Origin of the sequence: Novosphingobium humi (genome assembly GCF_028607105.1) — a bacterium.
Taxonomy (GTDB): Bacteria; Pseudomonadota; Alphaproteobacteria; order Sphingomonadales; family Sphingomonadaceae; genus Novosphingobium; species Novosphingobium humi.
This window is the reverse complement of the sequence record NZ_CP117418.1, coordinates 492,937-509,191: the sequence shown is the minus strand read 5'-3', so window position 1 is coordinate 509,191 and position 16,255 is coordinate 492,937. Positions and strand designations below refer to the sequence as shown.

Genomic DNA, 16,255 nt, shown 5'->3' with positions numbered 1-16,255 from the left:
GGTGCCGGCTGATGTGATTGCCTTGCCGGGCCGGGCCGGTATAGGGGGGCAATTCAGTTGGAAGCAGACATGGCCCGCAAACATTCAAAACGTGACCCCTATGGCGATATGCATCAGGAAGAGGAGGCCCCCGCTCCGGCGGTCCCGTGCTGGCTTTGCGGGCGACCCACCGGATCGACGATTGTGTGGCACCATCCCGTGCCCAAGAGCCGCGGCGGGCGCGATGTCGTGCCCATGCACGGCATTTGCCAGCAGATGCTGATCACCAATTTCACCAATTCCGAATTGCAGCGCTACGGCATGGATGTCGAAGGCTTGCTGGCTAATCCGGCGGTGCGCAAATTCGTTGATTGGGTGGCCAACAAGGACCCCGATTTCACCGCGACCATTGCTAAAAAGCCTCGCTGAGATGGGCGTTGGCATGGGCGGGGCGCGCGCCATCGGGATCGATTTCGGCACCACCAATTCGGTCATCGCCCGCGCATCGGACTGCGCCCATGCCGAAATGATCGCCTATGCCGCTCCCGATGGCCCGACCTCGGTGTTCCGCTCGGCCCTGTGTTTCTGGCAGGACGAGGCGTTTCGCGGCGGGCTGGCGCATGAGGCGGGCCCTTGGGCGATTGCCGAATATCTCGATTTTCCTCAGGGCAGCCGGTTTCTCCAATCCTTCAAATCGGTGGCGGCCAGCGCTTCCTTCGAACATGCCAATCTGTTTGAAAAGCGGCTGAAGTTTGAGGAATTGGGGCAGATTTTCCTGAGCCATCTGATGCAGCATGGCGGCGATCCGATGAAGGATGCGCCCGAATGCGTGGTGGTGGGGCGGCCGGTGCGCTATGTGGGCTCGCGACCCGATGTGGCGTTGGCGCGCAAGCGTTATGATGCGATGTTCGCCATGCTGGGCCGGCCGGTGCATTATGTCTATGAACCGCTGGGCGCGGCCTACAGCTTTGCCTCGCGGCTCAGCGATCCGGCCACCTTGCTGGTGGCCGATTTCGGCGGGGGCACCAGCGACTTTTCGCTCGTCCGGGTCGAGGCGCCGGGGGCCGCGCGGCGCTGCGTTCCGCTGGCTTCGGCAGGTATCGGCATTGCGGGCGACCGTTTCGACTATCGCATCATGGACCATCTGGTGCTGCCCCTGCTGGGCAAGGGCGGCACCTATCGCTCGTTTGACAAGGTGCTGGAGATCCCCGCCGGCCATTTCACCGATTTTGGCGACTGGTCGCGTCTGGCGCTGATGCGCAACCGGCGCACGCTGGAGCAACTGGCCAAGCTGAAGCGCAGCGCCACTGATCCGGCCGCCATCGGGCGCATGATCACCATTGTCGAGCAGGAATTGGGCTATGCGCTTTATGAGGCGGTGGGGCGGCTGAAACGGACGCTTTCGAACGGCACCCATGCCGAATTTCGTTTTGCCGACGCGGACCTGACCATCGAGGCTGATGTTACGCGCGAGGAATTTGAGCGCTGGATCGAACCTGACCTGCAACGGATCGGAGAAACGGTCGATACGGTGCTGGCCCGCGCGGGGCTGGAGGCGGATCAGGTGGATCATGTGTTTCTGACCGGCGGTTCCTCGCTGATCCCCGCGGTGCGGCGCCTGTTTGAGCAGCGATTTGGCGAGAGCCGTCTGGCCAGCGGCAATGAACTGACCTCGATCGCGCATGGGCTGGCGCTGATCGGGAATGCCCCCGATCTGGCCGATTGGGTCGTTGCAGAAGATGACCCGGCCTGAACGGACCATTATCTGCGAGACATTATCCGCGCGACAGGGGCCGCGCATCGACATATAGCTGATGCGAAAGGAGGGCCTTGGCTCTTGACGCAATCCTGGCCCCGGTTCGACGCCGATTTCGCGCAGAAATTCGACATGCTGCTGCGCTGGCGGCGCGATGTGCGCCATTTCGCGCCCGATCCGCTGGCCGAGGGGGATATGGCCGAATTGCTCGAACAGGCGGCGCTCTCGCCCTCGGTCGGCCATTCCCAGCCTTGGCGCTTTGTGCGCCTGCGCACGCCGGAACTGCGCGAGAGGCTGGCCGATCATGTCGATGCGGAAAACCTGCGCGCGGCCCGGCGCTATGAGGGCGAGGCGCGTCATGGCGACTATCTCGCGCTCAAGCTGCACGGCATTCGCGAGGCGCCCGAATTGCTCGCCGTGTTCTGCGACGAACATGCCAGCGCAGGCCATGGGCTGGGCATTGCCACCATGCCCGAAATGCTGCGCTATTCCTGTGTCGGGGCGATCCAGACCTTGTGGCTGGCGGCGCGCATACGCGGGATCGGGCTGGGCTGGGTGTCGATCCTCGATCCCCTTGCGGTGGGGGCGATGCTCGATGTGCCCGATCATTGGTCGCTGATCGCGCTGCTGTGCATCGGCTATCCGCTGGCGCCTTCCGAAACGCCCGAGTTGGAGCAGAAGGGCTGGCAGGCGCGCGAACCGCTGGCCGACCGCTTGTTTGAACGATGAGGCGCGCTGCGGCTGACACTTGCGGCGCAGCAGGAACATAGGCCGGATACAAGGCCAATTCGGGATGAAAGCATGACCATCCAACGCCGCGATTTTTCCAAAGGGCTGGCCGCCGCCGCGATCTCTTCCGGCGCGCGCGCCATGGCCGCCGCCCGCCGCGCCGATACGCTCTATGCCGCCACGGGCCGCGTGATGGCATGGCGCAGCCTTGATACAGCCACCGGCATCAGCGGCGCTGTCGGCGCGATCACCCTGCCTTCAGCGATCCAGTATGCGTGGCCGCACCCGGCGGGGCGGCTGCTCTATGTGGCCACATCCGATGCGCCTGCCGGCTCGGTGGGGGGCGGCTCGATCCACCGTCTGGTGGCTCTCAGCATCGGGCCGGACGGGGCGCTGTCGCCGCATGGCGAACCGGCCGTGCTGCCCCAGCGTCCTGTGCATATGAGCGTGGACCCATCCGGGCGCTATGCCCTGTGCGCCTATAACGCGCCCTCCAACCTGTCGGTCCACCTGATCCGCCCGGACGGCACGGTGGGCGCGATGGTGGTTCAGCCAGAGCCGCTCGATTGCGGCATTTTCGCCCATCAGATCCGCATGATCCCCGGCGGACGCTCGGTTGTGCTGGTCACGCGGGGCAACGATGCCTCGGCCACCAGACCGGAGGATCCCGGCGCGCTCAAACTCTTCGATTTCGACCATGGTCATCTGCACAACGCACAGAGCATTGCCGTCGGGGGGCAGGGCGGTCTGGGCTATGGCCCGCGCCATGTCGATTTCCATCCGCATCTGCCGCTGGCCTATGTCGCCGTCGAGCGGCAAAACCAATTGCACACCCATCGCATCATCGGCGCCCGTCTGGCGCCCGATCCCGATCAGATCGCGTCAACCACCGATCAGCCGCCCAGCGATGACCATGGCGGCACGACGCTGGTGGGCGCGATCCATGTGCATCCGCGCGGCCATGCGCTCTATGTCTCCAATCGCGCCAGTTCGACGGTCGAGGTGGAGGGGCGCAAGGTGTTTGCCGGGGGCGACAATTCGATTGCGGTCTTTGCGCTCCACCCGCGCACCGGTTTGCCCCGACTGGTCCAGCGCATCGACCCGCGCGGCTTTCATGTCCGCAGCTTTGCCATCTCGCCCGATGGCCGAATGCTGGCGGCGGCCAGTATGGTCGATATGACCCTGCGCGGGGGCGCGATGGTCCCGGCGGGGCTCAGCCTGTTCCGCATCCTGCCCGATGGCACGCTGGCGTTTCTGCGCAAGATCGACACGCCGGTTGGTCAGCAGACGCAATTCTGGACATCCATCCTGCCTGCTCCGGCCTGAACGGGCGCATCGCATGCCCGATCCGGATCGGGCGCGGCAAGAAGGGGAAGGCGGACGGCCAGCCATCACGGCCGCCCGCCCCCTTATCGCATCAAGGCGCGATAATACCTGCCTTATTCAGATCGCCCGGCGCCGAAGACGTCCCGATCCAGACCGTGAAATCGCCCTTGGGGATGACCCAGCCATGGATCTTTTCATCCCAGACGCCCAGCGGGTGATGGCTGGCGGCCGGATCGATGGTGATCGACACCAGCCTGGTTTCCCCCGGCGCCAGAGTGACGCGCTGATAGCCGATCATGCGGCGGGGCGGCTGTTTTGCCCCCACCTCGTCGGCGCTGGCGGGCAGGCCCAGATAGGCCTGCAACACCTGCGCGCCCTCGCGCTGGCCGGTGTTGGTGATGGTGGCCGAAACCTGCCATTCGCTCCCAGCGCGGGTCAGCTCCGGCTTGCCCACCGCAAAGCTGGTATAGGACAGGCCATGGCCGAAGGGGAAGGCAAGGCAGGTGTTGCGGCCCTTGATAGCCGGACATGCCCCGCCGATATTGGCATCATACCAGCGATAGCCGATGGCCAGTTGCTCGCTGTAGGTGACAGTCTGCAGCTTGCCGTCGGCCGACAACGTGCCGGGGAACTGCGAGGCGCTGACATGATCGAGGAAGCCCTTGCCCGTGAAAGGCACGCTGACCGGCAGTTTGCCTGAGGGGTTGATCCGGCCGAACAGGACATCGGCCACGATATTGCCGTCCTCCTGTCCCGGAAACCATGCCTCGACGATCGCGGGCCCCTTGGCGCCCACCAGCGAGGCAGGCAGGGCCACCCCCGCATTGTCTTTGAGCACCAGCACCGATTTGGCCGCGACCTTGGGATTGGCCACCAGTGCCTCGATCATCGCCACGGTGCCGCTGTTTTTCGCGCGATTGTCGCTATCGCTGGTGGCGATCTTGTTTGAACGGCCTGCATACCAGTCAAGGCTGCTGCCCGCCGAGGCAGGGGCGGCCAGCTGATGGCCAGATTGGTCGGTAAAGGTGGCGCGGTCGGCGCCTTCCTCCGAAATCGTGCCCGCCATCATGACCACCGCATCGGCGTTGGCCGCTTCTGCCTTCACCTGAGCAAAACTCGCGTTCCGGCCATCAATGGTGGCCGATGTGTTGGTGTCATCGACCAGAATCAGCCGGACCGAAGCCCCCGCATTGCCCAGATCCGCCAGCGCTGCGCGCAGACCCGCCAGCGGCGATACGGTATATTCGGGCACAACGTCCGAACTGCCGCCGCCCGCGCCCATCAGTTCGCCCACCACGGCGCCGCCCGCCACGGCCTGTTGGGCATAGACCTGACTGGCCTTGCCGATCAGCACCAGCCTGCGCAGATCCTTGCGCAGCGGCAGCGCGCCATTGTTTTGCAGCAGGACGGTGGCCCGCCCGCCGATCTCGCGCGCCTTGCGCCCGCCTGCGGCAAAGTCGATCGGGCGGCGTTCCAGCTTGCGGTCGAAAATGCCCAGTTTGAAGCTCTGGGTATAGCGGCGCTCCAGAGCCTCGTCGATGCGCGCCTGCGTCAATTCGCCCTTGTCCAGCGCCGCGCGGATCTTGGCGGGCGCCCAATGCAGCGGCAGCGGCATTTCATGATCGGTGCCATTGGCCAGCGTCGCCACCGTGCTCTTCATCGCGAAAAAGTCGGATTGGACATAGCCGGTAAAGCCCCAGTCCTTGCGCAGCACATCGTCAAGCATCGTGCGGTTTTCGCAGGAGGACTGGCCGTTGACGTAATTATAGGCGCACATGACCGCCGCGACCTTGCCGTCCTTGACCGCCATTTCAAAGGGCAGCAGGTAAAGCTCGCGCAGGGTCTGTCTGTCCACTGTCTCCTGAATGGTCTGACGATTGGTTTCCTGCTCATTGGCGGCGAAATGCTTGACCATGGCGATCAGGCCGCGCGACTGGATCGCCTTGGCCTCGGCCACGGCCATCGAACCGCTCAGATATGGGTCCTCGCCGAAATATTCCATGTTGCGGCCAAGGATCGGCAGGCGGGCCAGATTGACGCCCGGCGCCTCGAATACATGCAGGCCCAGATCGAGCATTTCCGCGGCGATCACTTCGCCATACATGCCCGCCACAGCCGGATCGAACGAGGCCGCGGCCCCAATGGCCGAGGGCAATGCGGTGGCCTTGGCCGAACTGGGATGTCCATAGGCGGCGGAAATGTCGCCAAAACCTGGCATATGCAGCTTGATTTTGCTCACCTCTGGCGAGACGCAATCGTTCTGGCCCAGACCGACCGGCCCATTGGTGATGCGGAATGTGGGTATGTCGAGCGAAGCGATGCCGGTAACATGCCGCCCGCCAAAACATGCAGGCAGATCGGGCAGGATCTCAGGCTTGGCTCCGGTCAATTGCTGCAATTTCTGATCCAGCGTCATAGCCGAAATCAGCATTTTCGCACGCCGCCTGGCCACCGCCTCACGCGCGGCGTCATCAGGGGCGCTCTGCTGCTCGGCGACAATGGTTGCCGTCATCCAGGGGTTCGCGGTCTGCGCCTGCGCCAATTGCGCGCCCGACGCCACAGCGATCACCGCCGCGCCATAGGCCCATCGACCGTTCCAATTCCGTGCCATGCCTGTCCACTCCCACTATATTTTCTCTGCTGGGCGGAATCATTGGTAGGGCCAATTTTATCAAAAAGCCAGATCAATAATTGAAATTGGATAAGGGGCGGTATGAGAGGGTCAAAAGCCCCCCGCGCAACCCACATTGAGCACACCGCCTTTGGCCAGATCAGCATGGGCCAGCATCGGCCCCAAGGCCCGCGAAACGCCCGCCCTGTTGCGCCAACTGGCCTTGGCATAGGCGTTTGTCTCCCGCCGGATAAGAACCCATCCCCCGGCGGTACGCAGCCGCATCCGGTTAAACGAAGGGCATAGCACCACGTAATGCGGATCACCCGGCACCAGCGGGTAAAGGCCCAGCGAGGCCCAGACATACCAACTGGTCATGCCGCCCGCGTCATCGTCCATTCCATCGGCAAAACCCTGCGGCGTCAAAGCAAAGCTGCGCCCATGCCACGGGGCGGGGCGTTTGCCCGCATTGGTATAGGGATGGTTGATCGGCAAATCGAGAAGGCGGCGGACCAAGCGGTCGCTTTGCTCGCGATGCCCGCGCCATGCGAAGAGAAAGGGCGTCTGAATGTCGGGCTGATTGGTCATATTATACAGGTCGTCGGCAAAGAAACGCGCCAGTTCGGCATCGAAACGCGCCGGTCCCAATTGCGACACCATCCATGGCAGATCGAACACCGGCGCCCAGCGATATTGCCACAGCGTACCCTGATAAAGGCCGCGCGCCTTGACCACATCTGCGTCCGCGCCAAGATTTTGGAACACATCGGCCCACATCGCGCGATAGGTCAGCGCCTTTTGGCCAAAGCGCTGCGCCCTCGCCCCATCGCCCAGTTCGCGCGCCAATTGCCCCGTGGCCCAGTCGTCATAGGCCGCCTCGATCTGTTCATCGGGCGTGGCGCGGGCAAGAGTGTCGCTCTCGGCCGCCATGCCGGCCAACGCCGCCTTTGCGTCAAAGGGGATCCCCTTGCGGTAGAAATCGAGCAGCGCCACCCCGCTGTGCTCGGTCCGCACGGTCAGGAATGGCTCCCGCTTCGTGGCCCAGCGCTGCTTGCCGACCTGATAGAGTTCGACCAACGATGCGGCGATGTCCTGCGTCTGCCGGGGATAGGCCAGCGCCAGCAACGGCATCAACGTGCGGTAATTGTCCCACATCGCCCAACTGGCATAGCGCTGGTGTCCGGCGGGAGCATGACGAATGACCCCATCCGCTCCGCGATAGCGCCCGTCGCTGTCGGCAATCGCCACCGGGGTTTGCAGCGCGCGAAACAGCGAAGTGGCAAACAGGGCGCGGCGGGGCTTTGGCCCGGTGGGACGCCAATGGTCCAGCAGATCCTGCCAGCGCTTTTTGGTGTCCGCATACAGCGCGGCAAAGCTGCGCACGCCAAGCTCTGTTTCACGCACAAGCGCCGCGCCATCGCCATCGACCGAGGACAGGCCCGTGCGCCATTCCAGCACATCGCCCCCATGCACGTCCAATTCCACAAAGGCGCGCCGGTCCGCCCCCATCTGCACCGGCATGGCCAATGGCCGCCCGTTGCGCCACAGCGTCGAGGCCGTAAACAGGCGGTAGGCGCCCGCGTTGCAGACCGTTCCGCCCACCAGTTCGGCGCGCAGATCCTGTGTTGTATTGGTCAGCCACGTCGCGCTGATCCGTTTGGCATAGGCATGGTCCGGATCGAGGCGCAGCCGCACCCGCCCGGCGCGCGGCAGGGTAAAGCGCGCAACGCCGCCCCCGCGCGTCGCCACCAGATCGGCCACAATCCCGCCGCCATAGCGCAAATGGTAAAAGCCGGGGGAGGCGCGTTCGCTGCCCTTATCCATCCGCGCATTTTCACTGGCGCCGACATAATCGCCCCCCAACAACAGATCGCCGCCCGCCCCGGCGCAGCCTACACCCACTGCCCTGGTATGCGAAAAGCCTCGCAGGGTTTGCGCGGCATAATCATAGCCATTGTGGTTTGCGGGCGCGGTATCCGGCCCCAATTGCACCATGCCGAAGGGGGCAACCGCCGCAGGCGTCAATTGGCCGTAGTCCTCCAGCGTGCCCACAAAAGGGTTGACCAGATCGACCAGCGGCTTTGTCCGCTCCGCCCGCGAGGGGGCGGCGATCACAAGACATGCGAGCATGGTGAGGCGCAATCTGTTCATGGGTCCAACGGGTCCTGGGGATCGACATGGAAGGAGCGTCCATCCGGCACAAAACGCAGCGACAGCCCATCGGGCCCCGCCGTCACGCGCCCCGGTTCATAGCCCAATTCGGCGCGGTTGCGCGCGGCAAAGCCTTCGCTTGCAATATAGGCGTGGGTCGCCGGATCGGTCACCAGCAGAGCCGGTTTGCCTTGCGCAAAGGGGGCGGCCAGCAGCAGGCGGGCGCAATTGCGCAGATTGGTGGTGGTATGGCGGGCATGGGGCTCGATCACGATTTGCGCGGGCGCGACGCCATAGAGCGAGATCAGTTCATGCCGCATTTCGACCGCTTCATTATAGGCGGTGCGGTTGGGATGGACCCGTCCGCCCGACAGGATAATGACCGGCGCCGCGCCCTTGGCCAATTGCGCCGCGGCAAGGCGCAGGCGCAAATGGCCCAGCACGCCGGTGTGCGAGACGGGATCTTCCGGTCCATGACCGAAAACCAGCACCGCCGAATAGGGATAGGCGTTCTGTTTCATGGCGCGCAAGGCGGCGAAGGCGGGCGCGTTAAGGCCGGAGGAAAGCGGCAGATATTCGGCCGCGTTGGCGCGCTCATTGGCCGCCAGCAGGCCCAGCGCATAGCGCAATGCGGGGTCGAAAACCGTATCATCCCCGCGCCCCTCGGCCAGCGTGACGGCGGCGTGGGATTTGAGCAGGGCAGGATAGGAAGTGTCGCGGGAGTCAAAAATTGTGCTGTCGATCACCGGATAGCGCGGCTTTTCGCCCAGCGCATAGACCGCGACAATATGGTTGAGGCCCGCTGCGGCCTCGCGCCATGCCGCCTCCAGCAAGGCGGCATCGGCTAAATCCGCATGACGCGCGTATTGCCGTGAGGGCCGCATCCGCCCGCCGACCAGAGCAGTCAGCCGCGCCCGATCCGCGCCGATCCGGCGCAGCGCGCCCGACACGCGATCGCGGTCCGCCTCGCTCCACATCCATGCCTGTGCCAGACAGGCCGGTTGCGGCACGCAGTCCCCGGCCGCATTGATCCGCGCCATGCGTTCGGCGGCCAGCGCCTGCATATCGGCATCGCGGCGCAAGGCCGCGCGCCAACCCGGCGCCTGCGCCAGATCATCCATCAGCGGGACGATGCGCCGAGCCAGGGGCTGATCGGCCACGGTTCGGATCGCGGGGGCCGGATGGCTGGTGGCCGCCAGGGACACATGCGGCATCCATAAGAGCGCGGCGCAAAGGCCCGCAAACCAACCCACAGATTTCTTGCCTGTCATATCCGCCTCTTTTCTATCGGCCCACCAAGGCCAAAGGCCCCGCCGCGACCAGCGCGGCGGGGCCAAGTGCAGCAGTTTTCAGCCAACCATCACCATGACAGGCCAACGATCAGGCGCACATTGCGCCCAAACAGCGGGCGGCCATAGATCGCATCGCTGGCCCCTTGACCCGCCAATTGGTCGGTGCGGGGATTGCCCTCGGTCAGGCCCTTGGCATTGGTCAGATTGTCACCGACCACCTGCACCCGCCATGGGCCCCAATTCAGCGTCGCGCCGGCGCCCAGCGTTTCATAGGCGGGCAGGGCGGTCAGGTTGAACAGGTCGACATAACGGCGGCCAACCCATTCATAGCGCCCGTAAAGTTCGAGATCGCCCTTGCCCAGCTTGAGATTGACGGTGGGGCGAATGTTGCCGAAGAATTTGGGCTCGCGGATGATCTGCTTGCCGTTGACCGCGCTGGGGTCGGCGCCCGAACTGTTGGCCAGATTGCGATATTGCGGATCGGCGATCGTCACCGAGCCATTGAGCGCGAACCACGAGACAGGCACCACCCGGCCGTCCATTTCGATCCCCTTGGCCACAGCCTCGCCGATGAAGGGCACCGATTGATCGTTGCGGCCCGTGGTGGGATTATAGGCGACAAAGGAGGCGTTGAACGGGTCAAACTTGGTGTAAAAGCCAGTCACATAAAGGTAATTCTGGCCAAAACTGGCCTTGATGCCCAATTCATACTGGCGCGCTTTGGTTTGGACGATGGTGGGGTTGATGCTGGCCACGACATTGGCCTGCGGCGGCACCTCCAGATTGGACACGCGGGCATAGGCGCCCAGATGGCGGGTGAAATCATAATTGACGCCCACGGTCCAGTTGGTGGCCGAAGGGTTCAGTCGCTGGTTGACGGTGGTGGCGTTGAGCGCGCGCACCGCATTGTCGGCCAGCGTGGTGGGATCGCCCAGATCGGCGGCGGTCGTGTTGGTGGCAAAGCCGGTGTAGCCATACCATTCGCGCCGGATGCCCGCGTCCACCCGCAAGCCATCGGTGATGTCCCATGTGTCATTGGCGTAAAGCGCGATCATGCGCGCATCGGCCTTGGCATTGGCCAGCGTGGTGCCATAGCGCAGCACGCCATTTTGCGTGACATAGCCCAATACCGCGCCGCTGCTCGAATAGGCGACCAGATCGAGTGTGCGCGGCTTGCCGGCCACTTCGATCAGCATGTCCTGATAGACGGTGAAATTGGTGTTTCCGTAAAATGAACTGTAAAGTCCGGCGCGCAGGTCATGGCTGCCCAGCGGGGTGTCGAATTTGCGCGTGACGCTCAGATCGCCCTGAACCGAGTAGAATTTCGATTCCACCGCGCGATACTGGCCCGACATGACCAGACCCGAGGCGGCGGCAGGGTTGTAAACGCTCTGGCCGTTGGAGCCGGCAATCGCATAGCCCATACGCGTCACCGCGCCAAAGGCGGTCTGCGCGGCGGTCAGATAGCTGTTGGCGAAGGTGGTGGCATCCGCCGGGTTGGTGGTGGAATAAAAGGCGTCAAAGCTGCTCTTGCCCTGCGTCGCGCCGAATTTGGCCGAGATCAGCCAGCCTCCGAAATCGCCCTGATAATCCAGCCCCGCGTTGAAAAAGCGCATATGGCGCCCATTGGCCAGATCGCGCGTCAGGCTTTGCGTCACGCCTGCGCCGTCACGATATTTGATCACCACATTGCGCAGCGAGGGCGAGTTCATCGTACCGTTGAAATAATTGATATAGGGGTCGAGCGAGACCGCAGGATTGCGCGGATCGGCCACCGGGATCGGCAGATAAAAGACGTTATGGTCATTCACATACATGACCGAGGCCTTGATATAGCCATTGTCGAGGTCATGCTTGATATTGGCGCGGATCTGGCCGCCGCGATCGCTGGGAAAGCCGCTGTCGCGATAGCCGTCGTGCTGGCGCAGGAACCCGCCGATGGCGTAATAGGTGCGATCCCCCAACGGGCCGGACTGCATCGCATCAAGGCGATAGAGGCCGGTGTCGCCCAGCGTGACCTGCGCCTTGCCTGCGGACTGCGCCTTGCCGGTGACGGTGATCGTGTTGGCGATGGCCGCCGCGCTGCTGGCATAGATCGGGGCCGGGCCGCCGCGCACGATTTCCACGCGCTCGCTCATCAGGTCATAGCGGTTCATGCCTTCGCCCGAGTTGAAGAACACGCCATCGATTTCGTGATAGAGCGGCAGACCATCCTGCTGAAAGATCAGATAGCCGCGGTCGGTGGGAATGCCGCGCACGCGGGTGATGTTCTGAACCTCGCCGCCGGTGGCCTCGACATGGATGCCGGGCACGGTGCCGAGCAGGTCGGCGAAATTCTTGGGCGCGATCTTGGCAATGTCATTCTGGCCCAGCGAGTTGATCGCATAGGAGACATCAAAGCGGCGTTCGGCTCGGGCGGCGCCGGTCACGATGATGTCGGTGGGCTGGTCCTGCGCCTGAACGGGCGGCGCAGGCGCTTCCTCGGCTTGCGCCTGGGTGGCAAGGCCCAGCATCAGCCCGATGGCGAGCATGGAAACCCGATTGGAAATATGCATGTGATTTCGCCCCTTTTTAATACGTCAATTTAATTAAATAAATGGTCGGCACCCCCGTGCCATTGCCGCGTTCGACTAGTGCGATTCCGGGTAATTTTGATGACAGCACCGCGGGCTTTGTGCCGATAAAAGAAAAGGTCAAACAGGATGAGAAATAAGCAATATTATACTGATATTATGTCGTTTAAATTTTCTGTCATCCAATGCGAGCAGGAGATTTCACTACGGATTTGTGACAGATTGCAGGCCTGCAATTCCGACTCACGGTGGGCTGGATTGCGCCCATCATCGCAGCGATGACCAGCCTGTTGCTGCTGATTCAGATGATGTCAGTAATGTTGACTTAATCAACATTACTGACATGCGCATATACCCAGCAAAAAATCACCGCACCGAGCAGGTGCTGCTTAAGCCGCCCACCGAAGCAACAAGCGCCGTGTCCGACCGTGCCCTTCGCGGCGACCGGCGTGCGATGAACGCGCGCACCCGCAAGATTTGCATTTGCGGGCATGAGGATGCCAAAGGCGGACAGGCCACCGGAACAACGCCAACTCACGCCGGTCCATGTCGGTTCTCAGATGCGTTGCAGCGATGCCCAAGGACAGATGTCTGCCAGAAGCACCGTTCCGGGCAGGGCATCGACACCTGAAGCCGGGCGAAGGCTCTGTTATGCCCCTGCTATTTTGGCGCCGATGCCGACAGGTTTGCCAGATACCCCGTGATGGCCTCCACCTGATCCTCCGCAATCGGCGCTTTGTAGACATCGATCATCTTGCGGACCTCCTTGTGCCATTCCTCGGCCGAGAGGGGTGGCTGCGACAGCGCCATGGATGGCGAGTGGCAAGCCCGGCAATTGGCATTGACCGCATCCACGCCGGGCCCGGCGGGATATTCCACGTCGAAATCCTGCGGCAGGCTGACCCGGACATTGCGGAAGGCAAAGGTTTTGGCCGGTGCCTTGGCCGAGACTTTTGATGTCGCCTTGTGCGGCGGATGTCCGGGGGATGCTGCCCATGCCGGAGCCGCCAGCGCCAGTCCCACTCCCGCCAGACCCGTCAGGCCCCCAAGGCCCACACCCAGCTTGCCCTTCATGCCTGTTCTCCCGCGATCACGTTGACCGTCTCTACCCCCGCCCGCATATAACCGCCGGGGTTCCAGTTCATGGTCAGAGGCTGGCTGATACCCTTGGTGTTGGTGCAACGGCAGGCCACTTTGCCCATGCCCGCGGGCAAGGTGATCCGGTGTGTAAACCGGCGCAGGCTATAGGGGCCAAGATCCTCGCCCAAAGCGGCATTCTGCCAACTGTTGCCCCCATCGGTGGAGATCTCTACTCTGGCCACGCCGCAATCGCCGCCCATGGCAATGCCGGAGATGGTCAGCGGCGCGTCCGCCTTCACCGCCTGACCCTCGGCCAGATTGGTGATGAGCGAGCGCGGCACCATGCGGCTGATCGGCTCTTTGGGGAAATCGGCGGTGCCGGGCGGAACATGGCCGAACGGCGTTTTGGGGACCTGATAGGCCTTGGCCATCCAGAAATTGTCATCCTTTTGCGGCAGAACCTCGATGTCCGAGAGCATCTTGACCCAATAGGTCGAGTACCAGCCCGGCACGATCAGCCGCAAAGGATATCCGTTGAGCAGGGGCAAAGGTTCGCCGTTCATCGCATAGGCGATCATCACCTCGCCATCGCGCGCGTGATCAATGCCCAGCGATTTAAGGAACTTGGGCCCCTCGCTCACCATCGCCTCGTCCAGTCCGCCAAAGCGCACATCGACGGCGCCCGCCTTCACGCCCGCCCGGTCCAGCACATCGCGCAGCCGCACGCCCGTCCAGCGCGCATTGCCCATCGCGCCATGCCCCCATTCGGCCCCCGCCACCGATGGCGAGAACAGACCGCGCGAATTGCCCGAACATTGGTTGACCGCGACATATTCGATCCGCTCAAACCCGTACAGCAGATCGTCGAGCCGCAATTCCACCTTGCGCTCGACATGACCGCGCACCGTCAGGCGAAAGGCCTTGGCATCCACGCTTTCGGGAATATTGGCCCAATGCCAGCGGACATAGAACTGGTCGTTGGGGGTCAATATATGCTGGTCAAACACCTGCATCGGCGTTTCCAGCAAAGGCGGGCGAACCCGTTGCAGGATCATCTCACCCTTTTGCGGAAAAGCCTTGGTCAGCGGACGTTTCGAAGGCTTGCCGGGCAGGTGCAGATCCACCATGCCCTGCGCCCACAGAGGCTGGGTCACCATGCCAAGGCCGCCCATTGCCACACCGCCCAACAGTTTTCGGCGCGAAAGGGCCGGGTTGAAGAGAGTCATCCTGACAAGCGCTCCTTACGCGTGTTTCGCCAATTCGGTCGCCAACAGATCATGCCATTGCGCAAGGCGGGCGCTGCGCACGGCCTGCACCATGGCAGGGATAAAGTTTCGCGCTCCCTTGCGCATGACGGCTGCGTCCTCCAACCCGGCATAGAGCCCGCAGCCCACCCCGGCCAGCATCGCCGCACCCAGAGCCGTGGTTTCCACGCCCGCCGGACGCTCGACGCTGATGTCGAGCATATCGGCCAGATCCTGCGCGATCCAGTCATTGGCGCTCATGCCGCCATCGATCCGCAGATCATGCCATGGCGCATCGTCTGCGGCAAAGGCGGTTTGCAGATCATGCATCTGATGGGCGATGGTTTCGAGCGCCGCGCGCACGATATGCGCCCGGCCGGTGCTGTGCGACAGGCCCGCAATATGGCCGCGCACCTCGGCCCGCCAATGCGGCGCGCCCAGCCCGGACAGCGCGGGCAGGATGCACACCCCGCCATTATCCGCCACGCTGCGCGCCAGCGTCTCGGTCTCGGCGGCAGCAACCACCATGCACAATTGATCGCGCAGCCATTTGACCAGAGAGCCTGCGACAAAGACCGAGCCTTCGAGCGCATAGGTCCGCTGTCCATCCATCTGGGCCAGAACCGTGCCCAGCAGGCGGTGGCGCGAACGCGGGATCACCGCGCCGGTGCTGGCCAGCACAAAAGCGCCCGTGCCCAGCGTCGCCTTGACCTGCCCCGCGCGCAGGCATTGCTGGCCGATGGTGGCGGCCTGTTGATCCCCGGCAAGGCCGCAGATCGGGATCGGCGCTCCAAACAGGTCGGGCGCGGTATGCCCAAAGGCGCCCGCCGTATCGACAATCTCGGGCAAGGCCCCGCGCGGCACGCCGTGCAGCGCCAGCAGATCATCATCCCAATCCGCCCCGTCCAGCGCCATCAGCATGGTCCGGCTCGCATTGCTGGCATCGGTGATATGGAGCCCGCCGGTGAGCTTCCACACCAGCCAGCTTTCCACCGTGCCAAAGGCCAGAGCATCCCCAGACTCGCCAAGTGCGGGCCAATGGTCGAGCATCCAGCGCATTTTGGTGGCCGAGAAATAAGGGTCGAGCAGCAGGCCCGTTTTCTCGCGCACCATCGCCTCATGGCCCGCCACGCGCAGCCCCTCGCACGTCTCGGCCGTCCGGCGGTCCTGCCAGACGATGGCGCGGCCCAGAGGCTGCCCGCTGCGCCGATCCCAAGCCAGAACCGTTTCGCGCTGGTTGGTGATGCCGATCGCGGCAATGCGTGATGCCCCGCCAGCCTGCTCCACCATCTTCCGCGCACAGGCCAGCGTCTGATCCCAGATTTCATCGGCATCATGTTCGACAAGACCCGGCGCGGGATAATGCTGGGTCAACTCGCGCTGGGCTGTGCCGACCACCGTGCCGTCATGGGCATAGAGAATGGCGCGGGTCGAGGTGGTTCCCTCATCCAGCACCAGCAGGAAATCGCTCACGGCTTCTCTCCGCATGGTAGGGGGGCGATGCATGCCGCCCC

Annotated in this window: 11 protein-coding genes; 4 read left to right on the top strand and 7 right to left on the bottom strand. The window is 63.6% G+C overall.

The features are described from left to right. The first annotated feature begins 69 nt into the window (after positions 1-69). From PQ457_RS18145 to PQ457_RS18130, 4 genes are all read left to right on the top strand, one after another. Positions 70-408, top strand: a complete 339-nt coding sequence (locus PQ457_RS18145) for a hypothetical protein (protein ID WP_168601778.1) — start codon at positions 70-72, stop codon at positions 406-408. A gap of 1 nt (position 409) precedes the next feature. Next, a complete protein-coding gene (locus PQ457_RS18140) occupies positions 410-1,732 on the top strand; it encodes an Hsp70 family protein (RefSeq protein WP_273620257.1) in 1,323 nt (440 codons plus the stop codon). Positions 1,733-1,867: 135 nt separating this feature from the next. Further along, complete coding sequence (bluB, locus tag PQ457_RS18135) at positions 1,868-2,464, top strand: 5,6-dimethylbenzimidazole synthase (protein WP_420541013.1); 597 nt, start codon at positions 1,868-1,870, stop codon at positions 2,462-2,464. Between the two features lie 72 nt (positions 2,465-2,536). After that, a complete protein-coding gene (locus PQ457_RS18130; protein WP_273620255.1) occupies positions 2,537-3,790 on the top strand; it encodes a lactonase family protein in 1,254 nt (417 codons plus the stop codon). Positions 3,791-3,881: 91 nt separating this feature from the next. Here the strand turns inward: PQ457_RS18130 and PQ457_RS18125 are convergent, their stop codons facing one another. The 7 genes from PQ457_RS18125 to PQ457_RS18095 all read right to left on the bottom strand — a co-directional run bounded on the left by PQ457_RS18125 (position 3,882) and on the right by PQ457_RS18095 (position 16,214). After that, entirely contained in the window at positions 3,882-6,401 is a 2,520-nt protein-coding gene (locus PQ457_RS18125) for a beta-glucosidase family protein (protein WP_273620254.1), read from the bottom strand. 111 nt (positions 6,402-6,512) lie between these two features. Continuing rightward, positions 6,513-8,531, bottom strand: coding sequence for a glycoside hydrolase domain-containing protein (locus tag PQ457_RS18120; RefSeq protein ID WP_273620253.1), 2,019 nt, complete (start codon positions 8,529-8,531; stop codon positions 6,513-6,515). Between the two features lie 17 nt (positions 8,532-8,548). After that, positions 8,549-9,766, bottom strand: a complete 1,218-nt coding sequence (locus tag PQ457_RS18115; RefSeq protein ID WP_273620252.1) for a YdcF family protein — start codon at positions 9,764-9,766, stop codon at positions 8,549-8,551. Positions 9,767-9,912: 146 nt separating this feature from the next. Continuing rightward, positions 9,913-12,399, bottom strand: a complete 2,487-nt coding sequence (locus PQ457_RS18110; RefSeq protein ID WP_273620251.1) for a TonB-dependent receptor — start codon at positions 12,397-12,399, stop codon at positions 9,913-9,915. Between the two features lie 678 nt (positions 12,400-13,077). Further along, complete coding sequence (locus tag PQ457_RS18105) at positions 13,078-13,491, bottom strand: hypothetical protein (protein ID WP_273620250.1); 414 nt, start codon at positions 13,489-13,491, stop codon at positions 13,078-13,080. Then, entirely contained in the window at positions 13,488-14,723 is a 1,236-nt protein-coding gene (locus tag PQ457_RS18100) for a molybdopterin-dependent oxidoreductase (protein WP_273620249.1), read from the bottom strand. The genes PQ457_RS18105 and PQ457_RS18100 overlap by 4 nt, the downstream gene beginning before the upstream one ends. A gap of 15 nt (positions 14,724-14,738) precedes the next feature. After that, entirely contained in the window at positions 14,739-16,214 is a 1,476-nt protein-coding gene (locus PQ457_RS18095; protein ID WP_273620248.1) for a glycerol kinase, read from the bottom strand. Between the last annotated feature and the right edge of the window lie 41 nt (positions 16,215-16,255).